This window comes from Kitasatospora sp. NPDC089509 (assembly GCF_044749365.1).
Taxonomy (GTDB): Bacteria; Actinomycetota; Actinomycetes; order Streptomycetales; family Streptomycetaceae; genus Kitasatospora.
In genome coordinates this window covers 65,629-86,793 of the sequence record NZ_JBIVHS010000011.1, presented here as the reverse complement: position 1 = coordinate 86,793, position 21,165 = coordinate 65,629, and the positions used below count along the sequence as shown (strand labels likewise).

Genomic DNA, 21,165 nt, shown 5'->3' with positions numbered 1-21,165 from the left:
TCTATTGGCACGAGCTGATGACTGTGCCGGCACCGGTGACATCTCCGAAGAACCACATCAGTGCCTTGTAGCGGTCCGCAGCGTTCTCCGCCGCCTTGAGACGGACGATGACCTTGGCGACACCGCCGGCCTTGGCCACCTTGCTGGCGACGAACATGTTACTGGTGATGAACAGTCCGATGGCGCCGGAGCATTTCAACCAGCCCCACCAGCCGCTCGGATCGGCCACCACGGGGAAGGCCGTGTTCAGGTTCACGTCTATGGACTGAACCAGAGTGCTCCCGTCCAGGCGGAACTTCGTGGCCACACCGGCCCCGTTGGCGTCCTTCGCCCAGGGTGCCTTGATCCCGCCCTGGGTCTCTCCGTTCTCGTTGATGAAGCTGACGCTGCCATCGTTCTGCAGGACGGGACGGGTGCCTTGCGGCAGGTGCAGCGGGAACCGGTACTCGCGCGGAGCCTTCGCGTCCTGGAGGGTGACGGTGGCCCGGAACCCCGTGTTCGTGACCTGGGCCGCGAGATCGGCGTGCGGGACCGCGTTCGGGTAGACGACGGTCCCGGTAGCGGTCTGGACGCCCTTGGCCCGCCCGGAGCCCGGGAGCCCGACCGTGATGCTTTCCAGACCGGTGGCGGTGCGGATGGCCCCGGCGGCGTTCGCCGGGACGGTCACGGTGGTGTTGCCGCCCTCGGCTGAGGTTTCGGCCCGGACCGTACCGTCGGCTTGGCGGGTGCCCGAGACGATGTCGCCGGTCCCGGTGGCCTCGTTTACCGCCGCCGCCACAGCGGCGGCGCCAGTCGCTGTGCTGTTCGTGGTGGGGGCGGCGGTGGCGAGGGGCGCGGCGGTGAGGGTGAGGGCGCCAGCGGCGAGCACTGCGGCGGCGGTTTGGACGGGGCGTCGGGCAACGGTCTGCATCGGTTCTCCTCAGAAGGATTTGGGCCCGCCGGGCAGCCCGCGTGAACCCCGGATAGCCCCGGGCTGCCCAACGGCGTGACATGATCGTTTCAGGGCCGCCATGGGCGCGGATAGTCGCCGATCATCCACAGTGGGGTCACCCTTGTGGGACCCTCCCGAGTCGGGCGCAGCACCGGCCTTGACGTGGCATCGGATGTCGGACGCCACCGAAGGCCGGGGCTCCACGGCCTCGGTACTGGTGTTGAGTCGGCCTGGGGCGCGGTGTCGGCGTTGCCGCCGACCCGTTTCCCCAGGCCGCTCGCGGCACCCAGCGTGCGGCTCTCACCGCACCGGGCATCCTCGACCAGGCCGTCCGGCCCGACAGCGCCGCGATCGGCGGGCCGTTGCTGCTTGCGGCGGTGACCGGTGACCGGTGACCGGTGACCGTACGGTAGGGCCCCGTGCCGTCCGGTGTGCGGGCCTGCCGTCGGGCCGTCAGAGGCCCGGGGCGGCTGTACGGGCCTTCCGCCGACTGCCGCCTGACCTTGGAAGCCGTTGTCTTTCCGAGAGTGACGGGTGTATATCGGCTGGTCAGGCATAGGGTCGGCGCCTCGGCGGGAGAGACGAGGTGTCGTGTCGTCTCTTCGGTGGAGGTGCCGGATGCCGTCGGTGATGGGGTTGTTGGAGGAGTGCGAGCGTGCCGCTCGGCAGCGGGTGGAGGCGCTTCAGGCCGAGCTGCGGGAGGCGGAGGCCGCGTTGGAGCGGTTCGTGATCGCCCGGGAGACGGTGGCCGAAGTCCTGGCGGGACCCCACGGAGGCGAGGAGACGCCACCGGTCGTGGTGTCCGGTGAACAGCCGGCGCGGGGCGCCGGGGCGGTGCCGGGATCGGTGGTGCCGGTGTGGAGGGAAGGGCTCGGTCTCGATGCGCTGGCGCCGCACTACCGGCGGCTCCTGGTCGTCCTGGCCGATGCCGGAGAGGAGATGGACTGTCGGCGGCTCGCGGCGGCCTTGGGGCTGGAGGTGGTCGCGGCGAAGGTCGAGGGGGTGCGGTCGAAGGTGAAGCGACTGGCCGCGCGGGGCTGGCTCGCCGAGGAGCGCCCGGGGATGTTCAGCGTGTCCGCTGGGCGAGCCGGCGGCTCATGACCATGCTCATCGACCACCGGATCACCGATTCCGAGGTGTCGGCGCGGGTCTCGTAGTCGCGGGTCAGGCGGCGTGAGCGCTTCAGCCACGCGAACGTCCGCTCCACCAGCCACGTCTTGGGCAGCACTGTGAAGCCTGCGGTGTCGTCGCTCAGTTTGACCACGGTCAGGGCGATCCGCAGCACGTCGCGGGCGATGTCGACCAGCCGTCCGGTGTAGCCGCCGTCGGCCCACACCGGAGTGATGCGCCAGTACCGCTCACACAAGCGGGCCAGCAGGTGGCGGCCGGCCTCGCGGTCGGTGACGGACGCCGCGGTGACCATCACGATCAGCAGCAGCCCGAGGGTGTCCACGACGATGTGCCTCTTGCGGCCGTTCACCTTCTTGGCACCGTCAAAGCCCCGGCTGGCCTCCGGCACCGACGCGGCCCCCTTCACCGACTGCGCGTCGATGATCCCAGTGGTCGGTTCCGAATCCCTGCCGGCCGCCTCGCGGACCCGGCCACGCAGCCGGTCGTGGAACTCCGTTCGACGGCGACCCAAGCGATGGGACTCGTGGCGATGTACCGGGGAGAATTCTGTGCGGGGCCCGCTCCGCGTTTCTTCAGAGGATCCGGTTGGAGTTGACCTTCGGCGGTCGGTTCGGGTACGAGATGTCGGTCCAGCGGCTGACCCTCACCGAGTCGCCGTTGTCGTCGGAGTAGACCAGGTCGTTGTTTCCCGTGGAGATCCGGTCGATCCACCACCCGCCGAAGCCGATCGACCCGGCATTCGCGTAGCAGTCGACGCTGTCCCGGCCGTCGAGGTGCGACCAGATCGGCCGAAGGCCGCCTGACGGCCGTTCTGACACGGGGAGATCGCGGGACCCGCCGAACGCGCCGGACCGCTCCTCGGGAGCGCGTGGCCGGAAAAGGGACTACGCGGGTGGCCGGTCGGCCACCACCCTCCCGGCCACCCGGAAGCCGCCCCGACGCCGGCTTCACGGAGTACGGGCGGACCGTGCCGCCGGGGGAGCGGCGCCCCGGGCCGACCTGAGTACCCCTACTCAGGCGCCCGCCCCCGCCCGTCCCCGAAGATGGCGCCACCACCCGCTCCAGGTACTGAGGAACACCATGCTCAGCTCCACCGCCCACGCGCTGGTCCCCCTCCTGGGCCGCCTGACCGTCACCTCCGAAACACCCGGCCCCGTCGCCCCCGGCAGCATCGTCGCCGCCAACCACACCTCGCTCGCCGACCCCGCCGTCGTCCTCGCCGCCCTGCACCGCCTGGGCACCCGGCCCGTGGTGCTGGCCACCGCCGGCCTGTGGCGCATCCCCCTGCTCGGCACCGTCCTGTCCTCCGGCGGACACGTCCCTGTCCACCGCGGGACCGCCCACGCCGCGACCGCCCTCGACGCGGCCGCCACCGCACTCGCCGACGGCCGCGTCGTCCTCATCTACGGCGAAGGCGGCCTACCCCGGCGCCGCGACCCCCACGACGGCGAACCCCGCCCCTTCCGCACCGGCCTGGCCCGGCTGGCCGCCGCCACCGGCGCCCCCGTCGTCCCCCTCGGCCAGTACGGCGCCCGCCGCCTCAGCTCGGGCAGCGCCGCCAAACAACTCGCCGGCCTCGCCACCGCACCACTGCGCCGCCCCGCCCTGCACGTCCACCTCGGTGCCCCGCTCCACCTGGACGGCGGCATCCCGACGGCGACCGAGCGCGCCCACCGCGCTGTCACCGAGGCCTGGCGCACCGCCCGCCGGCACCACCCCGCCACAGCGAGTTGAGGATCCCCACCGCGCTCCCGCGAGCACAGGGGAGACGCCCGGCGGACGAGGACGCGGCAGGCCTTGACCGAGCGGCCGCGGACGGGGCCGCCGATGAGCGGCTGGGCGCCGTCCCGGGCGTGCCCGGTGCCGGGGCCCGTGGCCAGGCCATGGGGCGAGGCCGTGGCCACGGGCGTGCCGCGTCAGCCGTGTCCGGGCCCTGCCGCCTAGGGTCGACGCCAGGAGGTGGAGCATGCGGGTGAGTCTGCACGCGCTCGGGATCGGTGACGGCGCCCGTCCGGAGGTGATCCGGGCGGTGGCGGTGGCGGCCGAGGCGCACGGCTTCGCGCGGCTGTGGTGCGGTGAACACGTGGTCCTCGTCGACGAGCCCGACTCCCGGTACCCCTACTCGGCGAACGGCCGGATCGCCGTCCCCGCGGACGCGGACTGGCTGGACCCGCTGCTCGCCCTGAGCTTCGCCGCGGCCGTCACCAGCCGGATCGAGCTCGCCACCGGCGTGCTCCTGCTGCCCGAGCACAACCCGGTCGTGGTCGCCAAACAGGCCGCCACCCTCGACGTCCTGTCGGCCGGCCGGTTCAGCCTCGGCATCGGCGTCGGTTGGTCGGCCGAGGAGTTCGCCGCGCTCGGCGTCCCGTTCGCCGGACGCGGACGCCGCACCGACGAGTACCTCGCCGCGATCCGCACCCTGTGGGCCGACGACCCGGCCTCCTTCGCGGGGGAGTTCACCCGCTTCGACGCGATCCGGGTCAACCCCAAGCCACTGCGCGGCGCGCGGCTGCCGGTCCTGGTCGGGGGGAACGGCGACGCCGCGCTGCGCCGTGCGGCAGCCCTCGCCGACGGCTGGTACGGCTTCAACGTGCCGGTGGCCGACATCGCGGCACGCGTTGGCGTCCTGGCCGAGGAGTGCGCCCGCCACGGCCGCGCCCTCGGGGACCTCGCGGTCGCGGTCGCACCGAGCGACCCCGCCCCGGAGCGCCTGCCCGAGCTCGCCGCGGCGGGCGTCACCGAACTCGTCGTCGTCGCCGCGCCCCCGGCGGCTCCCGACGAGGCCGCCACGTGGGTCGCGGAACTCGCCCGCAGGTGGATCCGCCCGGGCGACTGACCCGCCCGGGCGCTGACCCGCGCCGACCGCCGACCGGGGGACCGGTCCTCCGGGATCCCCCCTTACCGCCACGGCGGTCTCCGGCGGCAGGATTGGTTCGTGTGCGGGATGATCGGACAGGGGTCGATCATCACACAGCGTCACCAACCAGCCTCCGTCGGACGCGGCGCGCGGTACGCGGGCGCCGCAGCGTCCCGCCCGCTTCGCGGGGCGTCCCGATCCGGCCGGACAGCTGCCCCTCGGAAGGGGGTGGAGTTGACGAACAACCAGAGCTCCCGTCCGGCCGGGAACGAGGCCACCGCGCCACGGGCGCCCCGCCCCGGAGAGCGGCCGCGCCCGGGACGGCGCCGGAGGGGCCGGACGGCGCTGCTCGCGGCACTGGCCGCGGCGCTGCTCGTCGAGGGGTGAAGTACCGGACGGTACGCGTCCCGGTAGAGCCCGACGGACATGGCGTCCCGCCCTGGTCTGCGGGCTGATGAGAGGGCAACCGCGGCATCGGGAGCGTGGGCCCCGCAGTAACCTGCGGAGCCCACGAGGCCGGATCTGCCTCTCATCCGGCCTTGTCGCCAGGGCGGTCGAGCCAGGCGCTGCGCGACCCCTTGGCGGCGGACGGTGCCTCCCGTTCGTAGCCGGCGAGGGCCAGCCCGAGCGCGAAGAAGGTGGGCGCCCACTCGCCGACGAAGATGCCCCACCGGTCGGCCCGCTCTACGCCGGCCTGTTCGGCCTTCATCGACGCGATCCAGCTCAGCAGGGACAGGCCGATGGACCCGAACGCCGCCGCGTACGCGTGTTCGCTGGTGATTCCGGCTTCATGGAGCCGACGGACGATGGTCATGATTTCCTCCAGGGGCCAGTGTCGCGATCGTTCCTGTTCCTCCACTCTCGGCGCGATACATGTGCCCTTGGCAGTCGCATCGTTGGCGCTCCGGTGACCTGTCCGAGATCTGGCGCCACCAGCCGTCCACCCCCGGGGCCCCGCAGATCTATCGACGCGCACTACCCCGACCACCCCGACGGCCGGTCCGTCCACCAGCCCAGGCTGCAACCGCACTCGGAGGCGGAGATCGCGTTCGCGGGCATCGGCCCCGGAGCCGGGCGCTGGCTCAAGGAGGACGGACCCGCCGGCGCCTCCCGGATCCGCGCCAAGATGGCCCGCGCCGTCGATGCTCGCCACCGTGCTGGGCAGCACCCGGGTCGACCAGGCCCTGGGGCAGGCGGCAACGGCCGGGCGCTTCGCCGACGACGACCTGGTCTCCATCCTGGAGCACATCGCGGCGAGCAAGCCGGCCGGCCAGGCCGTCCGCGCGGACGAGGCCCACTCCGTCCAGAACGGCACCATCGGCTGGCAGGCCCTGGGCGGGTGACCGTTACCGCAGCACGCGTGTTGGCAGCGGTTGATGCCACTCGCCGAGCATCCGGACGAGGGTCCGGCGGGACGTAGTTCGGACCGCGTCCCAGCGAGAATCAGCAGCCAGCGTGTCGACCCACCGGCCGGCGTGATCCCGGACATTCATCTCGTCGAAGACCAGATCGATAGCCCGAAGACCAGGAGCGACCTCCGGATCCAGGCTCTCGGCCAGACGGAGCACAAGATCGAAGTCGAGGACGATCGCATCCGTCATCACCTCGTGCTCGGCTCCCCAGGCCAGCTGATCTGCAGCATCAGCGGCCAGCACAGTCAGCAACTGAATCAGCCAACGCCGCCTGCGACTGTCCTCACCAGTGCCCATACGAGGAGGGTCGCACGAACGGAACCTTGCTCCTCACCCAGCCCCCTACCGGGCTCGTTCACCAGCACTTCGACGGGCGTTCCTGCCAGCACGCCGACACCCCCCAACAAACCATCCTGACTGAACGTCACCGAGAGAACGGCGCTTTCGTGAGCCAGACCTCGTTCCCGCCCGGCGTGCACGTGTGAACGAGGGCGCGGACCGGGATGCGCAACCGTGGTGGGTGACTGGCAGCGCGGCCGGTGAGGGATGCCACTGGCGCCGTAGCCGACCCGCCAGTGCCCTGGAGTGCTTCGCCGACCGGGCTCACATCCCGGCCGCGGCCGTGTCCCGGGCGTGGCGGAGTCGCTTGAGGAGGCCTTCGAGCAGGGCGTTCAGGGCGGCCGGTGCGGGGACGTCGTGCAGATGGACAAGCTCATCGAGGGCCGGTTTCGCGAGCACGAACTCGCCGACACAGTCCAGAGCGTCCCGGGTATCGGCGCCGTGCTCGGCGCCGAGTTCCTGGCCGGCGTGGGCGGCAGCCTGGACGGCTTCGCCTCCCCGGACGCCCTGGCGGCCTTCGCCGGCGTCGCCCCGGCCCCCCGCGACTCGGGCAAGGTCAGCGGCAACCTGCGTCGCCCGACCGTCTACCACCGAAGACTCCAACGCGTCTTCTACACCTCGGCGCTGGTGAGCATCCGCTGCGATCCGAACTCGCGGGCGATCTACGACCGCAAGCGCGCGGAGGGCAAGCGACACGTCCAGGCCGTCATGGCCCTGGCCCGCCGCCGCGTCAACGTCCTCTGGGCCCTGATCCGTGACCGACGGTGCTACCGCGGCACGCCCCCAGTGACCGAGACCGCTTGACAACGACATTAGGAAGCGACGGGGGTGGCCAACCTGCTGGCCGAGGTCCTTCCGGCCGACAGGCTGGCCACGTTCTTCCGCGTCGCAATCGAAGCCGAAGAGGAGTCCCGGCAGCCGGCCCGCTTCCTGGCCGGCATCTACTCGGACTGTCTCGACCGCGGCCTGGGTCGGGCGTTCAAGGAGCTGTACGAGAGCGACCCCGGACTCAACGTCGCGTGGCATCTGGGACGGGTCTTTCCGAACCTCCTGCCGAACGGGGAGTTCATCCCGTACGTCCAGCTCGCGCAGAAGGCCCTGGAGCAGGTCGTGGCCATTCCCGCTCAGTAGCTGTGGCACTGGACATTCGGGGGCGGGGTAAGAAATTCTGACCCGCCTCGGGCAGCGCTTGGCCCCGGGATTCACCCGCGACGTGTGCTCTACCGCTGTCGGCCTCGGCATCATGAGCGGCATGACCCCTTTTCGTTCACGGACACGTTCGGTGGCGTTCTCGCTACGGTGACCGGGGCCGGGCGGCAGTGCCTGGACCATGCTCGCGGCGAAGGGGGATTATTGTGTCCACTGCACTGCTCCAGCCCCGCTACTGGCTCGCTCGTGCCCTGGAATGGCCGCGGGGTGACGGCCCGTAGGCGCTCGCGCCGTTGATTATCCCGAGGCAGATGGTGTCCCGGGACGTCGCGGACATCCTGGCCGTCGCCGACGCCTACCAGAAGGCACACCCCGCCCGGCGCCTGGTCTTTTTCAGTGACCTGACGCTGTGGCTGGACGGTCACGGCAGCGACTGGGGCCGGCGCGGCACCGACTGGGAGGGCGGCCTGCGCCAGTTGGAGGACGCCCCCTCCCCCGCGCTCTTCCTGACCCTCAGTCAGCACCACCACGCGATCCTGGCCGACTCCAGTCGCCAGGGGACGAAGATCTACTTCGGCGACGGCACGGTCGAGCAGGTCACCCCCGAGATCCGGGAGAAAGCCCGCGCGTTCATTCAACAGACCCTGGAGCGGGACTGACCCGGCTACGTCGGCCGCCTGATCGCTGACGGCAAGATCCGTACTGCCTGAGCCCGCCGCAGGCCCGAGGCCGGACGCTTCCGCCTCGGGCCCAGTCGTACGGTGCGTGCCGCGTGGCTGCGTCCGCGCGCCCCTTGACGTGTCGTCACCTGTGGGTGGAGCGTCGTGCAAAACTGCGCAACCGACTTGGTACGGGAGGGCATCATGACGCTACGGTTCGCCGGGGTGGACCCCGACACCGGCAAGGACGAGAGCCCGATGGTGTGGGTGGACGACGCCAAGCGCGAGCTCGTCGTCCAGGGCCTCAAGCCCGGCGACGAGCTCCTGGCGGAGATCGGCACGACCGAGTGGGTGCCCGGCCACGCGGTCGGCACTCCCGACCACGAGAACGTGACCCGGATCCCGCTGCGCATGGCGCAGATCATCAGGAAGGCGCTGGACGATGCCGAACGTGACGGCCTTCTCTGAGTTGCTGGCCGGCGCCCGGCACTCCGCGGTGCACCTGGAGATGCGCGACTCCTACGGCATCGCCGGCGAGGCCGCGGAGTTCGAGGAGTTCCAGCGGACCGGCGTGCACCCGGACCTCGATCCCGAGGGCGAGGGCTGGTCCGGCTGGGTGTCGATGATCCGGGCGGCCGTCGCCCGCGGTGTCGTGGTGCGCCGGGCCCGGATCGTCTCGGAGCCGGTCACCGCGTACATCCGCTACGAGCACGCCGGGACCGTGGTCAACCTCGCGGCCGGTGAGCAGGTCCGGTGGCTGGCGCGCCGCCGGGCCTCCGGCCTGGCGCTGCCCGGGAACGACTTCTGGCTGTTCGACGGAGCGATCGTCCGGTTCAACCACTTCACCGGCGACGGGGCCTCGGCCGGGCCGGAGATGTGCGAGGACCCGGCCGTGGCGAAGCTGTGCGCGGATGCCTTCGAGGCGGTCTGGGAACGCGCCGTCCCGCACGAGCAGTACACCGTCTGACCGAACGGCCAGCTCCATGCCCGCGTCCCCGTCCTCCAGCGCCCAGGAAGCCCGCCTGGCCGTCGCCGCACGGCTGCGCGAGATCATGCAGGACGCCGACCTGACGGGACAGGAGCTGGCCGCCCGGTGCGGCTGGAACGGCGCCAAGACCTCCCGCATCATCAACGCCCGCACCGCGCCGTCGGACACCGACATCCGCACCTGGTGCCGGGCCTGCGACGCCGACGACCAGGCCGAGGACCTGATCGCCGCCAACCGCGCCGTGGACTCCATGTACGTCGAGTGGCGCCGCCTCACCCGCACCGGCCTGCGCCGCCTCCAGGAATCCGCCGCACCCCTGTATGAACGCACCCGGCACTTCCGCTCCTACTCCTCCCGCGTCGTGCCGGGCGTCCTCCAGACCGAGGCGTACGCCACCGCCCTGCTGGCCACGGTCGCCGACTTCCGCCGAACCCCCAACGACGTCGCCGACGCCGTCAAAGCCCGGCTGGCCCGCTCCCGCGTCGTACGCACCGGCCACCACCGCTTCGCGATCCTGGTGGAGGAGTCCGTCCTCTACTACCGCCTCGGCACCGTCGAGACGATGGCCGAGCAACTGGAGCACCTGCTCACTGCCATGGCGTTGCCAGCCGTCGCGCTCGGCGTCATCCCCTTCACCGCGCAGCGCACCATGTGGCCGGTGGAGACGTTCAACATCTTCGACGACACCGAGGCAGGCGTGGAACTGCTGTCCGCCCAGGTGACCGTCACCACGCCCAGCGAGATCGCGCTCTACGCGAGCGCGTTCGACCGGCTCAAGGACTTCGCGGTCTTCGGCGCGCAGGCGCGGACCCTGATCGCCCGGGCCGCTGACTCCCTGGGCTGAATTCCTGCAAACCCGTGCAAACGAGTTGAGGGTCGGCCCAGCTGCTCCCTACCGTCGATCCGTCGCCTACTGTGACGGCTCGGACACCCGAGCCCCCGGGGGGGGCGAGTTGGGGCCGCTGCGCGGGCCCGCCCCCCGTCGGGTCCGCGCAGCTGTCACCGCCGACGAGAGAGCGGAGTACCGCCGTGGCCGCGCACCGTATACCCCGCCCACCGGCCGCGGCTACGCCCGCGCCCGGGCGGCGCCGTCGGGCGCGAGGTTCGCGGTGACCACGACGGTCGAGGTCCCGGAGCGGTCCCCGGCCGCCGACTCGGTCAGGGCGCTGCTGCCGTACGAGCCGCAGTCCGTCGGCGAGGCGCGGCGCTTGGTGTGCGCCGCGGTGCGCGTCTGGGGGCTGGACGGCCTGGTCGAGGCCGGTGGACTGGTTGTCGGCGAGCCGGCGGGCAACGCGGTGAAGACCGGGTGCCGGCGGCGGATGACGGTCACCGTCGAGCGGATCACAGGCCGGTGCGTTCGGATCAGCGTCCGCGACGGCTCCCGCGTCCTGCCCTGCCTGATCGAGGCGGGCCCTGGGGCTGAGTCGGGCCGCGGCCTGGCCCTGGTCCACGACCTGACCGGCGGTCATTGGGGGGGCGGAGTTGGAGCCGTTCGGCAAGACCGTCCACGCGGATCTGCGCATCCGCCCGCCCGCCCCGGAAATGGACCCGACGCCCCGGTGTGCCTGGGCGTCCCTCTACTTCTCCCGGGCTCCGGGAGGGCACCATCACGACGACGAGGAGGTCGGCATGGACTTCGACGGTGGGCACGGTGGCGGAGGATCGGGTGGCGGTGGCGGCGGTGAGGGGGACGGGCACCCGGGTACCCCGTGGACGCCGCCGTCCGACCCGCCGTCCCCGGACGGCACGACTCCGCCCGGGGACGGGGGACACCGGAGGTGACGCTCGCACCTGAGCTGGAGGGCCGCCCCGTGCCGGGGTGGCCCTTCCCCGTCGCCGCCGCGTGGGCGCCGGCCTTCGACGCGGTCCCGCGCTCGCTGTTCCTGCCGGAGCTGGTCTGGGCGCACGACATGGCCACCGGGAAGAGCCGGCCCGTCGACCGCACCGTGGACGAGGCCGGATGGCTGGCGGTAGCGGCCGCGGACGTCCCGGTCGTGACGCAGTGGGACGACGGTGAGCACCAGGGCGTGGAGCCCGGCACGGTGCCGACCAGCTCCGCCTCGATGCCGTCCCTGGTCGCCTCGATGCTGGAGGACCTCCGGGTGGAGCCGGGGATGCGGGTGCTGGAGCAGGGCACCGGCACCGGCTGGAACGCGGCTCTGCTGAGCCACCGGCTCGGCGACGCGAACGTGACCACCATCGAGGTCGACCCGACCGTGTCCGTCCGGGCCCGTGGCGTCCTGCACGCCGCCGGCTACCGCCCGACGGTGGTGTGCGGGGACGGCGCGCTCGGCCACCCGCCAGGCGCCCCGTACGACCGGATCACCGCCACCTACGGGCTGCGCCGGATCCCGCAGGCGTGGATCGAGCAGACCCGGCCCGGCGCGCTGATCCTGGCGCCGTTCGGCACCCACTACTCCAACGCCGACGCCCTGGTCCGCCTCACCGTTAGCGGCGACGGCACCGCGAGCGGCCCGTTCCTCCAGCTGGTTGAGTTCATGAAGATGCGCTCCCAGCGCCTCACATGGCCACAGAACCCGCCGGACGGAGGCACCGTCGCCGAGTCCACCACCACCGCCGTCCTGCCGCCGCACGGCAAATTCGACCCGTTCCCGTTCGCCGCCGGCCTGCGCCTTGGCGACGTCGCCCACGCGATCCAGCCGCACCAGGACGGCGCCCGCACCCTGTGGCTCTACTCCCTCACGATCCCGGCCTGGGCCGCCACGACCTTCCGCGACGGTGCGGACGCGCACCAGGTCCGGCAGTACGGCGGCCGCCGCCTGTGGGACGACTTCGAGCAGACGCTCGCGTGGTGGTACGGAGCGGGCGGGCCCGGCGTCGAACGTCTCGGACTGACCGTCACCCCGGACGGCTGGCAGGCCTGGCTCGACGACCCCGTCCAGCCGATCTGACCAGCCGTCCGGCCCGGCCCGGTGCCGCGAGACCGCCTCGCGGCACCGGGCCCCTTCCGAACGAGGTCGTACTTGTGCCGGCGCGCGACACCTGTCACCAGGTGCCCTGCGCGATCAGGATGAAGCCGCAGGTCGAAGCGCGACGGTTGTCATCGTTTGCCCGTGGTAGTCGTCACCTTGGCTGCGTAGGTCACGGCTGGCATCACTTGTCGCCGAGTTTCGGGACCACCCACTGGTCTCCCGCTCGCGAAATGTCGGCGGGAGACAACAGCAGTCCGTGTGGGCACCGCAGCCCTGAGTTCGGGGTGTCGGTGGATGGTGGCAGGCTTGCCTCCGTGCTGATCGACGGATATGACGATGACCCGCTGGTAGCCAGTGAGGAACTCCTCTCCCACCCCGGGTTCTGGGCCACCTACCTGATGTGGATGTGCGAGACGGAGGAGGACGAGCCGAGCGCCGAGTGGTTCGGAGCGGACGAGGCTGACGCCGACGCCGCCTACGAGGCACTGACGGCCGACGGGAACTGGCCCGTGTTCCGCATTCCCTTCGGCGGCGGACACACCGCCGTCGTGATGAGCCGCAACCTCCCGGACGACAGCGGGACGGAGTACTTCGTCACCCACCCTGACTGGCGACCCGGACGGCACGGTTACCTTGCCACCGTCGACGGCCACCAGGCAGGCCCCGGCCTCTCCTGGCAGGAACTGATCCACATCGCCGATACGGCGGACCGCACGGCCCCGGGCGTCCATGATCGCCACGCCCGGCTGCTGCTTCTGTTGCCGGCGCTCGGCGACGGGGACGCTCCGGCGGAGGCCGCGGGTGTGATCGCCGAGGCGCTGGTGCAGGTCGGTGCTCCGGCCGACGAGGCCCCGCGTGTGGCGGCGCTGTTCCTGGACAACTCCCTGTGGGAGGCCGCTCATTGGTCACGGCCGGGGGGAGTCGCCGCTCGGCGGTGGCGAGCAGCAGCCCTTCGGCGGCATCCTCCGGTGTGACGGCCCCTACAGCCCTCGTTTCGGCATACAGCTCGCCCAGGGCATCACCTGGCAGCAGGCCGAACAGCTTGCACTCGCCCTCGGAACCTGGCCCGTCTGACGTCAAGAACCGACACGCCGCCAAAGGCCGGCAATACGGCTTCTCCGGGCCGCAAGGTGATGTTGTCCCTCGGTGACATGTGCTCTCGCATCCGACCGATACAGCCATCCGCGGGCTCGTCGCCACCGTCCCCGCCCGTTACAAGGGCGGTGTGATGTTCGCCGGCGTCGACATCACCGCCGACGCCGACCTCCTCGTGTGACCTCGTCGCCGTCGACGAGGACGTGATCGATCTGCAGGTCGCCGTGCGTGAACGCCGGAGTCCACGGCCGGATAGCGGCCTCGGCGACGTGGCGGTTTCGGGTGACCAGGTCGGCGGGCAGGACGCCGTTCGTCACGAGCAACTCGCACTCGCCGTCGAGTTCCGCCGCCAACTCGTCGGGACTCCGGCGGCGCCGACCGGGCCAGGGCGGCAACGGCGCCTCGTGCAGCTTCCGGATGGCCGCACCCGCCGCGGCCCATGCCGCCGGCGACGCGGTCAACGGCTCGCCGAGGCGCCCGAGCGCCGTCCCCGCAAGCGCGGCGATCGCGAGCACGGGCGGCTTGCTCCGCAGGACCCGCGGCGTCGGGACCGGTGCCAGGGTCATCGCCTCAACCTCGACGTCTATGCGCGCTTGATCGGGACCGGAAGCGTCAGTCTCAGCGGCCAAGTCGGCTACGTGCTGGTTGACTTCCGCTTCCAGCGCGGCAGCAAGCGTCCGGCGGGCGCCTTTCGCGCACGATCTCGTCAATCAGGGAGCCGCACTCGGTGGAACCCTCGGCGGTGCCCACGCTCAGCACGGGCGTGCCTTCCGACCCGCACCGCGACGCGGGTCCACTTGGTGACTTCTCGATCAATCACCCGGAAGGTACGCCCTCCACGCGTCCCCGGGAGCTGATCCACAAGTCCTGAGCACTGCTCCCTCGGCCCACGACGACGCGGAGGTGCGTGCCGCAGCCATCGTTGTCGCTATCCCATTGGCGCAGTACCCGGCTCTCACTCAGCACCGAGGAGAGTTGGCCGACCGAGCCCGAAATCTGCTGGCCACCAGTACGGACTGTCACAAGCGCGACCGTGTCTTCGACGCGCTCAAAATATGGGGGTATGACACCAGCGGCCTGGAGAATGCGGACGACCTGAGCGCCTGCGAACTTCGTGCCCGTCGCCTGGGAACGGTCCGGGCGATCAAGCTGGGCTTGATCCTCGGGATTCCGGACCACCGAGGCGGTCCGGAGCTGCCCCGCCGGACCGGACATCGATCGGCTTTCGGTAGCGGACGTATTCGTTCCGGCGCCGGAACCCCACGCTTTCGTAGAGGTCGTAGGAGCGGTGCGGATTCGCGGTCCCGGTGCACAACCGGGCAGTCTCCGCACCGTGTTCGTGGAGAGAGCGCAATCCGTCCAGCAGCAGGGCCCGCCCCAGTCCCAGACGCCTCGACTCTGCCCGGACGCTCAATTCGTCGACTTCGCCCATGGTGTGGTCGTGCCGGCGGATGGAGCACAGGGCGACGCCGGCCATCTGGTCCTCATCCCAGGCCGCTCGCCAGCAGGTTGGGTCCGTGGCGAGGAAGCTCTCGAACGTGTACTCCTCGGCGAAGGCGACATCCGCATACGAGTCAACGACCGTTTTCCAGGCCGCGCGGTAGCTGGTCGGCTCGATCGCAGTGATTCTGATGCCGGCCGGCAACGGACCGTTGTGGTCGGGCAGCCGTCGGAGGTCGGGCAGTTCCAGCTCTACCAGGCTGAAGACACGCCGGTACCCGGTTGCGACCAGCAGCTCCGTCGAGTCCTTCTCGGAGGCCATGGCATTCGCGCCGAACACGGCCGTCCGTGCGGTTCCGTGTTGCTGCACGAGCCGGCGGATGCGGGTCTCGGCCCAGTCGAGCATGTCCGAGCCGATGCCCGCGCCGCGGTGCTCGGGCAGGAGGTAGCCGCGGTGCAGGTACAGCCAGGTCCCGTCCCGTTCCTGCCACCACCTGATCGTGACGTAGCCGACGGTGTCACCGTTGTGCTCGACCAAGACCTGGTTCTCGGTCGGATCGTCCAGTCTGGCGGAGGCTTCGGCGACCTCCGCCACCGTCGGAACTCCCTCCACGACCGAGCGGGCGTCGATCCCGTCCCGCCCTGCACAGCCCAGCCTCACGGCGGCCATCCCGCGGTGGTCCTCGTCGCCGCGATACGGCCGAAAGAGGCGGCTGGGCAATCGTCCCGGCGATCCGCTGCCGCTGTTCACGCTCATACCGAAGCCTCCCGCCACGTCGGACATGTGGTCAGCGAGCGTAGACCGTGCCGATCGGACAATTCTTTATGACCGCCGTGTCCGAGCCCTGCTTCCGATCGACGCTCGCCCGGCTGCTGCTGCCGGCGGGCGGTTGCCCCGCTCCCGCTGTGCGGGGCCGGTTGTGTCCGCAGTTCGGGCCTGCGGTGGGCTCGGACCGGTCCGCCGTCGGTGGCTGGGCCGAACGGTCATGTGAGGGGGTGGGCGGCCACGTCCTCCAGTCGTACTCCTGGGCATTGGGTGGGGATGCCGGTGCGGAACTGCTCGGCCCATCGGGCGTCGAGGCGCCGGAGCAGGTCGACTTGTTTGGCGAGCCGGCCGATCCGGGTGTCCCGGTCCGCGGGGAAGCGGTCCCGCTGCCGAAGCTCCCAGCGTGCGGCCATCGATCGGGTGGCCTTGAGGGCGACCCAGTGCAGGGCCTCATCGAGGTCGTCGGTGCTCTGGTGGTGGAGCAACTGACCGCGCTCCTCCACGACCCAGTGGATGATCCCGTCCTGGACCCCGAGGTAGGGGCGGGCGCCGTCTTGGGGATCGAACGCGACCAGATCGTTTGCCGTCACACCGTCGAGGCCGGCAGCCATGTGGCGCACGGCGGCCTGCAGCTCCTTCATCGTTATCGTCATATGGACGATTATTGCTTATGTGCCATTGCCGGCGGGGCCCGTGGCTGGGTGGCCGCCAGGCCGCCTTGGAGGGCGTGCAGAAGGGCTGCTCCCGGGGTGTAGGTGGATGCCCAATTTCCCCTGTGTGTGCTCCGGACGCGACAGCACCCGCGACAGCCGCGGGGCTTCCGCCCCTGCCGGTGGGCCCGCCGTGCGCCGCCGTCCTCGCCTCGACGTCCAGCTGGTCTGCTCGCTGCGGTGCCCTGGCGATCGTCGTCCCCGCCGCCGTCCTGCCCGCCAGCGTCGGCGTCCGAGCGGCCGCCGCCGCTGGCCGCCGGCCTCGATGCCGTCTGCGGGCCGCCGTCGGTGTCGAGCCCGGCGGTGGTGGGGGCTGTCCTGCCCGCTGCCGTTCCGCTGTGGCCTCGGTTGGACGGTTCCGTGGCTTTTGATCAGGGCTCTGGACCGCAGTCTGGGCAGATATTGTCGTCGTTGAACTCAAAGTGCACGTCGCTCGGCTGTAGATGATTGGACCTGCAGGCAGTGCACAGGTCCCCGCCGCAGTTGCCGCAGCGCTCCGCTCTTGAGCGGGCCCGCCCGGTCGAGGGCTCCAGCCGTCACAGTGTGGACGTCACCGGGGGCGATCTCGCCGTGATCCTTCGGGTCTTCTACCTGGAATCCCTGGGTGGCGGCGGCGCAGCCGGCTACCATCACGTCCTGCGGTCCTCGCCGCTGGTGGACACTTTGCGGCCCGACCTGGTGGAGCGTCCGAAGCGCGGGCTCGTGCCGCCGCCTTGACCGTGACGGTCCGCTGAACCCTGGCGGAGGAGACCTTCACATGTGAGATGGTCGGCAGCTACGGGGCCGACCTGGGCGGGAGGTTCGACGAGTGGCGGGGCGGGAAGTCAATCCCGCGAGTGCGGGGCCGATACCCACCGGGTCTCATCCGTCGTATGGCCAGCCAGGTATGCGGTATGTGCTACTCGGTCGGGGGTGGGGTCGGCGGGGGCGGGGTGTGCGGACCGGTCGGCGGCGCCTTCGGGCCCCCGATACCGCCGGATCCTCCCGACGCCGGATTCTGACCGTCGTCGTGCATCTGTTCCTCCTCTAGCGCCGTCAGGACCTTGGCTGACGGCGGGAACTGCGGGTGCCTCTTCTGCTCGGTCGGTGACGCGGCTCCTCGACGGCGGCCGGGCCACCGGCCCTGGCGATCAAACGGGACAACACCGCCCATGGCGTCCTCTTCGAGTCGGGACTACGGACCACCCATCGTGCCTCTCCGAGGCCATCGGATGCCGGCGTTCGTCAGGAACAGCTGCGCGTGCTCGGGGCACACGCACAGCTGGGACAGCCCGGATTGCCAACGATCAGCTCCAACCGTTCGTCCACAGCGACCAGCGGGCGCAGGGCCGACCGGTACTCGCTCTCCGACCACGGCGAGTGTGATCGGCCCCCCGCAGGGCCGACGCCCTGGAAGCGCTGCTCCGCGTGGAGGCCGAGGAGCTATCCCCGCGAGGTCGGACTCACAGGCAGCCACTGAACTTCGTTCAGGCGATGGGTAGATGGGTTCTGGTCCCGGTGCGGGGCGGGCAGATAGCGTCCGTTGTTGACCGCTGCGAGGTGGATGTGATGACGTTTGGCAGGCGGCCTTATGGGGCGGGCGGTACGGCGCACGATCACGGTCAAGCAGCCGTGGCGGCTGCCGGATCGCGACACCGCACAGGGCCTGCTCGACTTCATGAACGTTCCGGGTGGCGGGATCGGTCCGGCCGCTGGTCGCGGGTCTGTCCGGCATCGTGCCGCTGCCGGTGGCCCTCACCACGCTCGCGGCGTTCCCCCTGACCGGACTCCTCCTCAGCCTGACCGGGAGCCCTACCGCCGACAGCGCGGCCCCGACCCGGCGCCGCGCGTGGGAGCCCGCGATGACGGTCCACCTGCATCTGATCCGATAGCGCCTTGACCAGTAAGGAGCCTTGCCATGTCCGCCGAGCCGTTCGAGGTCAGTGTCGCCGAAGCCGAGATCGCGGACCTGCGCGAACGATTGCGACGGACACGGTGGCCCGAGCGCGAGCCGGTGGACGACTGGTCACAGGGTCTGCCGCTGGCGTATACGCAGGAGCTTTGCCGCAGCTGGGCCGAGGACTACGACTTCGGGTTCGCCGAGCGGCTGAACGCGTTCCCGCAGTACCGCGACACGATCGACGGGCTGGGCATCCACTTCCTGCACGTCCGCTCGCCGGAGCCGGACGCTTTCCCGCTCGTGCTCACGCACGGGTGGCCGGGTTCGGTGCTCGAGTTCCTGGAGGTCCTCGGCCCGCTCACCGACCCGCGCGCGCACGGCAGCGACCCGGCGGACGCGTTCCACGTGGTCGCGCCGTCGTTGCCCGGGTACGGCTGGAGTGACAAACCGTCGACAACCGGGTGGGGCATCACTCGCACCGCGCGCGCCTGGGACACGTTGATGGTCTCGCTGGGTTACGAACGGTACGGCGCGCAGGGCGGTGACTGGGGTTCGGCGGTGTCCGCGGTGCTGGGCGATGTGGCGCCCGGGCGAGTGGCCGGCGTGCACCTGAACCTGGGATCCGTGGCGGCGGGCACGTTCGACGACCCGACGCCCGCGGAGCTGGCGAATCTCAAGGCCGAGAAGGAGATGCAGCGCACCGGCCGGGGGTACTCGGCGATCCAGGCGACCCGGCCGCAGACGCTCGGCTACGGCCTCACCGACTCCCCGGCGGGGCAGGCCGCCTGGATCGCCGAGAAGTTCTGGGCGTGGACGGACAACGGCGGCCATCCCGAGGACGCGTTGTCGCGGCAGACGATCCTCGACGAGATCTCGGTCTATTGGTTCACCGCGTCAGCCACGTCGTCGGCGCGCCTGTACTGGGAGAGCTTCGCCGACTTCCGGCACAAGGTGACCGCGCCATCCGGGCTGTCGGTCTACCCGTGCGACATAACCCGCCCGTCGAGGCGGGAGGCCGAGCTGCGATTTACCGACCTGCGCTGGTTCGAGGAGCTACCGCATGGTGGCCATTTCGCCGCGCTGGAGCAGCCGGAGTCACTGGTCGAGCAGGTGCGCGGGTTCTTCCGCCTGTTCCGCTGACTGTCCGTGCCACCCCTGGGAAGCCCGCGCCCGGGGGATGGTCCTGTCCGTCCCCCGGGTTACCGGCACATCACGTTGTGGGGCGGTGCAATGGGCGGACGCCGGCCAGTTCGACGGCGCACGAATTCGCTTCGAGGTCCCGGGCGCGGAGGCTGGGCCGCCCGTTCAGTGCCCGGTCTTCTCGATCGCCACGAACACCCCGCCTGCGACGTCAAGGGCGGCCACCTGGAGGCCGCGACCGTGGTCCGCGCCCCGGGCAAGGCCGCCGACCACGGAGGCCCCGGCATCGCGTTGTTCTCGTTGGCCGTCTCTGCACCAGCCGCGGCTCAGGTCAGCTCGACGAACCGGTGCACGCGAAAGGACGTGAAGTGGTCGGGCTCGATGCTCGCCGAGTCCACCCGGTAGCGGCCGGCATCGAGAGTGATGGCGGTGCCGTCCGTGAGTGTTCCGACCTCGGTGCCGAGGTACGCGGCGTCGAACATGACCAGCTCGCCAGGGGTAGGCAGCACGGGTCCTTCGTCCCACTCAGCGCTGGGAAGCCCGGCTGTGATGATGTCGGCGACGCCTTCCTCGGTCTCCGCGTAGTACCAGCGGGCGAGGACCCGGTGCTCGGGAAGGTAGGCGGTGGAGAGCGGTTCGTCCCCGAGGACGAGTGCTGCGGCTCCGTCAGGCAGTTCGAGAACACCGACGAGGTCCATCATCTCGCAGGCCCGGTCGTAGTCGCCCTCCGTCCCCGACCACTGCGACAGAGCGTCGCGTGGAACCACGACGAATGGGCCGCCCTCCGTGTCCAGCCACGTCAAGGACACACCGCCTCCAGCTCGAAGATCTCCATCACGTCGCAACAGCGTATGCGCGCCTGTGGCGGTCGGGGGTGCGCGGTGACGAGCATCGAAGAGCTGACCACGCTGGCGACATTCGGCTCGACCTGGGCCGTACTGGCCGTTGGGCACAACGTCGCGGACCACGTCTTCGGCCAACCGCCACCGCCCCGGCCGCCGGTCCGCCCGGCGGCCGGGGCCACCACGACGGCTGCCAGGCGCCCGGCACGGCACGCACGGAGGGCGAGCGCCCGTGACCGCCGGCGCGACGCCCGTTCCGCCTGGCCGGTCCCCGCCCGGCGCCGTTCCCACCACCCTGGTACCTCTGGTTCCCCGGGTGCCTGTTGGTGGCGGTGATCGCGGTGTCGAGGCCGGTGACCATGAGCTGACACAATTGTCGGGGCCCTGACGGCAGTTCGAGCCCCGGCCTCGATCCGTGGGGAGACATGAGCGACGACGATCCGTACCGCCGGCAGGTGAGTGGGTGTTCGGCGGTCCTGGCCGTGCTCGTGCCCGTCGTGCTGCTGGCGATGCTCGGGTACCTGGCGTATGTCCACTCCGCTTCGCACCGGCCCGGGTTCTGGTGGGAGGCGCTGATCCTCGTCGGTGTGACGGCCGTCGGGGCCGGCGCCGGGGCGGGTTGGTCCTGGCTGGCGTCGCGGCGGACCGACCGTCTCTGGTTCTCGGCGGGCCTGGGAGCCGCCGTCCCCGTGCCGTTCCTGGCCGTCTACACCTTCCTGAGCGCGCTGCACGTCGGTCTGGCGGGTGTCCACATTCCCTGGTGAGCGGTCCAGCGCAGTGACGAGGCGTTCGTGGTGGGGCCGGTGGCGCTCGGCCGGGTCGTTCAGCGAGCCTGGGGTCCGGGACCGGCACCGCCGTCGGCGAACACGGGCAGTCGGACGCGGCGGTCGACCG

25 protein-coding genes and 2 pseudogenes are annotated in these 21,165 nt (G+C 71.2%); 17 read left to right on the top strand and 10 right to left on the bottom strand.

Annotated features, from left to right (window positions below; genetic code table 11):
• Window position 1: 1 nt before the first annotated feature.
• Window positions 2-910 carry a hypothetical protein gene (locus ACIP4P_RS23360; RefSeq protein WP_400921268.1) on the bottom strand — a complete coding sequence of 303 codons (909 nt, stop codon included), beginning with the start codon at window positions 908-910 and terminating at the stop codon, window positions 2-4.
• A 639-nt stretch (window positions 911-1,549) separates the two neighbouring features.
• Between ACIP4P_RS23360 and ACIP4P_RS23355 the strand changes: the two genes are divergently transcribed.
• Complete coding sequence (locus ACIP4P_RS23355; protein ID WP_400921266.1) at window positions 1,550-2,032, top strand: hypothetical protein; 483 nt, start codon at window positions 1,550-1,552, stop codon at window positions 2,030-2,032.
• Here ACIP4P_RS23355 and ACIP4P_RS23350 read toward each other — a convergent pair.
• Window positions 1,998-2,573 (bottom strand): transposase, encoded by a 576-nt coding sequence (locus tag ACIP4P_RS23350; protein ID WP_400921264.1) that lies wholly within the window; start codon window positions 2,571-2,573, stop codon window positions 1,998-2,000. The genes ACIP4P_RS23355 and ACIP4P_RS23350 overlap by 35 nt on opposite strands.
• 61 nt (window positions 2,574-2,634) lie before the next feature.
• Window positions 2,635-2,880, bottom strand: a complete 246-nt coding sequence (locus ACIP4P_RS23345; protein ID WP_400921262.1) for a beta/gamma crystallin domain-containing protein — start codon at window positions 2,878-2,880, stop codon at window positions 2,635-2,637.
• 262 nt (window positions 2,881-3,142) lie between these two features.
• Here ACIP4P_RS23345 and ACIP4P_RS23340 point away from each other — a divergent pair, with 262 nt between their 5' ends.
• From ACIP4P_RS23340 to ACIP4P_RS23330, 3 genes are all read left to right on the top strand, one after another.
• A complete protein-coding gene (locus ACIP4P_RS23340) occupies window positions 3,143-3,796 on the top strand; it encodes a lysophospholipid acyltransferase family protein (protein ID WP_400921261.1) in 654 nt (217 codons plus the stop codon).
• Window positions 3,797-4,028: 232 nt separating this feature from the next.
• Window positions 4,029-4,898, top strand: a complete 870-nt coding sequence (locus tag ACIP4P_RS23335; protein WP_400921259.1) for an LLM class F420-dependent oxidoreductase — start codon at window positions 4,029-4,031, stop codon at window positions 4,896-4,898.
• A 255-nt stretch (window positions 4,899-5,153) separates the two neighbouring features.
• Window positions 5,154-5,306 carry a hypothetical protein gene (locus ACIP4P_RS23330; protein ID WP_400921257.1) on the top strand — a complete coding sequence of 51 codons (153 nt, stop codon included), beginning with the start codon at window positions 5,154-5,156 and terminating at the stop codon, window positions 5,304-5,306.
• 142 nt (window positions 5,307-5,448) lie between these two features.
• Here ACIP4P_RS23330 and ACIP4P_RS23325 read toward each other — a convergent pair whose 3' ends face one another.
• A complete protein-coding gene (locus tag ACIP4P_RS23325) occupies window positions 5,449-5,733 on the bottom strand; it encodes a hypothetical protein (RefSeq protein ID WP_400921255.1) in 285 nt (94 codons plus the stop codon).
• Window positions 5,734-6,061: 328 nt separating this feature from the next.
• Between ACIP4P_RS23325 and ACIP4P_RS23320 the strand changes: the two genes are divergently transcribed.
• The gene (locus tag ACIP4P_RS23320) at window positions 6,062-6,262 is read left to right on the top strand and encodes a hypothetical protein (protein ID WP_400921253.1); all 201 of its coding nucleotides are present in this window, start codon (window positions 6,062-6,064) and stop codon (window positions 6,260-6,262) included.
• A gap of 3 nt (window positions 6,263-6,265) precedes the next feature.
• Here the strand turns inward: ACIP4P_RS23320 and ACIP4P_RS23315 are convergent, their stop codons facing one another.
• Window positions 6,266-6,628: a hypothetical protein gene (locus tag ACIP4P_RS23315; protein WP_400921251.1), complete on the bottom strand. Its 363-nt coding sequence runs from the start codon at window positions 6,626-6,628 to the stop codon at window positions 6,266-6,268.
• A 393-nt stretch (window positions 6,629-7,021) separates the two neighbouring features.
• On the opposite strand from ACIP4P_RS23315, the pseudogene ACIP4P_RS23310 reads away from it, so the two are divergent.
• From ACIP4P_RS23310 to ACIP4P_RS23285, 6 genes and pseudogenes are all read left to right on the top strand, one after another.
• Window positions 7,022-7,474: pseudogene (locus ACIP4P_RS23310) on the top strand (transposase); the annotation flags it as partial.
• Window positions 7,475-7,498: 24 nt separating this feature from the next.
• Window positions 7,499-7,801 (top strand): hypothetical protein, encoded by a 303-nt coding sequence (locus tag ACIP4P_RS23305; protein ID WP_400921249.1) that lies wholly within the window; start codon window positions 7,499-7,501, stop codon window positions 7,799-7,801.
• Window positions 7,802-8,130: 329 nt separating this feature from the next.
• On the top strand, window positions 8,131-8,478 hold the full coding sequence (locus ACIP4P_RS23300) for a hypothetical protein (protein ID WP_400921248.1): 348 nt from the start codon (window positions 8,131-8,133) through the stop codon (window positions 8,476-8,478).
• A 204-nt stretch (window positions 8,479-8,682) separates the two neighbouring features.
• Window positions 8,683-8,946 carry a hypothetical protein gene (locus ACIP4P_RS23295; protein WP_400921246.1) on the top strand — a complete coding sequence of 88 codons (264 nt, stop codon included), beginning with the start codon at window positions 8,683-8,685 and terminating at the stop codon, window positions 8,944-8,946.
• Entirely contained in the window at window positions 8,921-9,445 is a 525-nt protein-coding gene (locus tag ACIP4P_RS23290; protein WP_400921244.1) for a DUF6879 family protein, read from the top strand. The genes ACIP4P_RS23295 and ACIP4P_RS23290 overlap by 26 nt, the downstream gene beginning before the upstream one ends.
• A 16-nt stretch (window positions 9,446-9,461) precedes the next feature.
• The gene (locus ACIP4P_RS23285; protein WP_400921242.1) at window positions 9,462-10,310 is read left to right on the top strand and encodes a helix-turn-helix domain-containing protein; all 849 of its coding nucleotides are present in this window, start codon (window positions 9,462-9,464) and stop codon (window positions 10,308-10,310) included.
• Window positions 10,311-10,532: 222 nt separating this feature from the next.
• Here ACIP4P_RS23285 and ACIP4P_RS23280 read toward each other — a convergent pair whose 3' ends face one another.
• On the bottom strand, window positions 10,533-10,796 hold the full coding sequence (locus ACIP4P_RS23280; RefSeq protein ID WP_400921240.1) for a hypothetical protein: 264 nt from the start codon (window positions 10,794-10,796) through the stop codon (window positions 10,533-10,535).
• 448 nt (window positions 10,797-11,244) lie between these two features.
• Between ACIP4P_RS23280 and ACIP4P_RS23275 the strand changes: the two genes are divergently transcribed.
• Both ACIP4P_RS23275 and ACIP4P_RS23270 read left to right on the top strand, forming a co-directional pair.
• On the top strand, window positions 11,245-12,378 hold the full coding sequence (locus tag ACIP4P_RS23275) for a methyltransferase domain-containing protein (protein ID WP_400921238.1): 1,134 nt from the start codon (window positions 11,245-11,247) through the stop codon (window positions 12,376-12,378).
• Window positions 12,379-12,713: 335 nt separating this feature from the next.
• Window positions 12,714-13,373: a hypothetical protein gene (locus tag ACIP4P_RS23270; protein WP_400921235.1), complete on the top strand. Its 660-nt coding sequence runs from the start codon at window positions 12,714-12,716 to the stop codon at window positions 13,371-13,373.
• Between the two features lie 297 nt (window positions 13,374-13,670).
• On the opposite strand, the pseudogene ACIP4P_RS23265 reads toward ACIP4P_RS23270, so the two are convergent.
• The 3 genes and pseudogenes from ACIP4P_RS23265 to ACIP4P_RS23255 form a co-directional block, all read right to left on the bottom strand.
• Window positions 13,671-14,093, bottom strand: a pseudogene (locus ACIP4P_RS23265) (phosphotransferase); the annotation flags it as partial.
• A 545-nt stretch (window positions 14,094-14,638) separates the two neighbouring features.
• On the bottom strand, window positions 14,639-15,691 hold the full coding sequence (locus ACIP4P_RS23260) for a GNAT family N-acetyltransferase (RefSeq protein WP_400921550.1): 1,053 nt from the start codon (window positions 15,689-15,691) through the stop codon (window positions 14,639-14,641).
• 227 nt (window positions 15,692-15,918) lie between these two features.
• Window positions 15,919-16,341, bottom strand: coding sequence for an Imm63 family immunity protein (locus tag ACIP4P_RS23255; RefSeq protein ID WP_400921233.1), 423 nt, complete (start codon window positions 16,339-16,341; stop codon window positions 15,919-15,921).
• Between the two features lie 612 nt (window positions 16,342-16,953).
• On the opposite strand from ACIP4P_RS23255, the gene ACIP4P_RS23250 reads away from it, so the two are divergent.
• The 3 genes from ACIP4P_RS23250 (at window position 16,954) to ACIP4P_RS23240 (ending at window position 19,429) form a co-directional block, all read left to right on the top strand.
• Entirely contained in the window at window positions 16,954-17,127 is a 174-nt protein-coding gene (locus ACIP4P_RS23250) for a hypothetical protein (RefSeq protein ID WP_400921232.1), read from the top strand.
• A gap of 953 nt (window positions 17,128-18,080) precedes the next feature.
• Window positions 18,081-18,281: a hypothetical protein gene (locus ACIP4P_RS23245; protein ID WP_400921230.1), complete on the top strand. Its 201-nt coding sequence runs from the start codon at window positions 18,081-18,083 to the stop codon at window positions 18,279-18,281.
• Window positions 18,282-18,307: 26 nt separating this feature from the next.
• Window positions 18,308-19,429: an epoxide hydrolase family protein gene (locus tag ACIP4P_RS23240; protein WP_400921228.1), complete on the top strand. Its 1,122-nt coding sequence runs from the start codon at window positions 18,308-18,310 to the stop codon at window positions 19,427-19,429.
• A gap of 326 nt (window positions 19,430-19,755) precedes the next feature.
• Here the strand turns inward: ACIP4P_RS23240 and ACIP4P_RS23235 are convergent, their stop codons facing one another.
• Window positions 19,756-20,232 carry an Imm21 family immunity protein gene (locus ACIP4P_RS23235; protein WP_400921226.1) on the bottom strand — a complete coding sequence of 159 codons (477 nt, stop codon included), beginning with the start codon at window positions 20,230-20,232 and terminating at the stop codon, window positions 19,756-19,758.
• A 464-nt stretch (window positions 20,233-20,696) separates the two neighbouring features.
• On the opposite strand from ACIP4P_RS23235, the gene ACIP4P_RS23230 reads away from it, so the two are divergent.
• Window positions 20,697-21,035, top strand: coding sequence for a hypothetical protein (locus ACIP4P_RS23230; RefSeq protein ID WP_400921225.1), 339 nt, complete (start codon window positions 20,697-20,699; stop codon window positions 21,033-21,035).
• Window positions 21,036-21,165: the final 130 nt, after the last annotated feature.

Coding starts and splice junctions, on each gene's coding strand:
- ACIP4P_RS23340 (WP_400921261.1), top strand. CDS start 3,143: ATGCTCAGCTCCACCGCCCACGCGCTGGTCCCCCTCCTGGGCCGCCTG.
- ACIP4P_RS23230 (WP_400921225.1), top strand. CDS start 20,697: ATGAGCGACGACGATCCGTACCGCCGGCAGGTGAGTGGGTGTTCGGCG.
- ACIP4P_RS23285 (WP_400921242.1), top strand. CDS start 9,462: ATGCCCGCGTCCCCGTCCTCCAGCGCCCAGGAAGCCCGCCTGGCCGTC.
- ACIP4P_RS23335 (WP_400921259.1), top strand. CDS start 4,029: ATGCGGGTGAGTCTGCACGCGCTCGGGATCGGTGACGGCGCCCGTCCG.
- ACIP4P_RS23260 (WP_400921550.1), bottom strand. CDS start 15,691: ATGAGCGTGAACAGCGGCAGCGGATCGCCGGGACGATTGCCCAGCCGC.
- ACIP4P_RS23315 (WP_400921251.1), bottom strand. CDS start 6,628: ATGGGCACTGGTGAGGACAGTCGCAGGCGGCGTTGGCTGATTCAGTTG.
- ACIP4P_RS23295 (WP_400921246.1), top strand. CDS start 8,683: ATGACGCTACGGTTCGCCGGGGTGGACCCCGACACCGGCAAGGACGAG.
- ACIP4P_RS23355 (WP_400921266.1), top strand. CDS start 1,550: ATGCCGTCGGTGATGGGGTTGTTGGAGGAGTGCGAGCGTGCCGCTCGG.
- ACIP4P_RS23325 (WP_400921255.1), bottom strand. CDS start 5,733: ATGACCATCGTCCGTCGGCTCCATGAAGCCGGAATCACCAGCGAACAC.
- ACIP4P_RS23360 (WP_400921268.1), bottom strand. CDS start 910: ATGCAGACCGTTGCCCGACGCCCCGTCCAAACCGCCGCCGCAGTGCTC.
- ACIP4P_RS23240 (WP_400921228.1), top strand. CDS start 18,308: ATGTCCGCCGAGCCGTTCGAGGTCAGTGTCGCCGAAGCCGAGATCGCG.
- ACIP4P_RS23300 (WP_400921248.1), top strand. CDS start 8,131: ATGGTGTCCCGGGACGTCGCGGACATCCTGGCCGTCGCCGACGCCTAC.
- ACIP4P_RS23290 (WP_400921244.1), top strand. CDS start 8,921: ATGCCGAACGTGACGGCCTTCTCTGAGTTGCTGGCCGGCGCCCGGCAC.
- ACIP4P_RS23320 (WP_400921253.1), top strand. CDS start 6,062: ATGCTCGCCACCGTGCTGGGCAGCACCCGGGTCGACCAGGCCCTGGGG.
- ACIP4P_RS23255 (WP_400921233.1), bottom strand. CDS start 16,341: ATGAAGGAGCTGCAGGCCGCCGTGCGCCACATGGCTGCCGGCCTCGAC.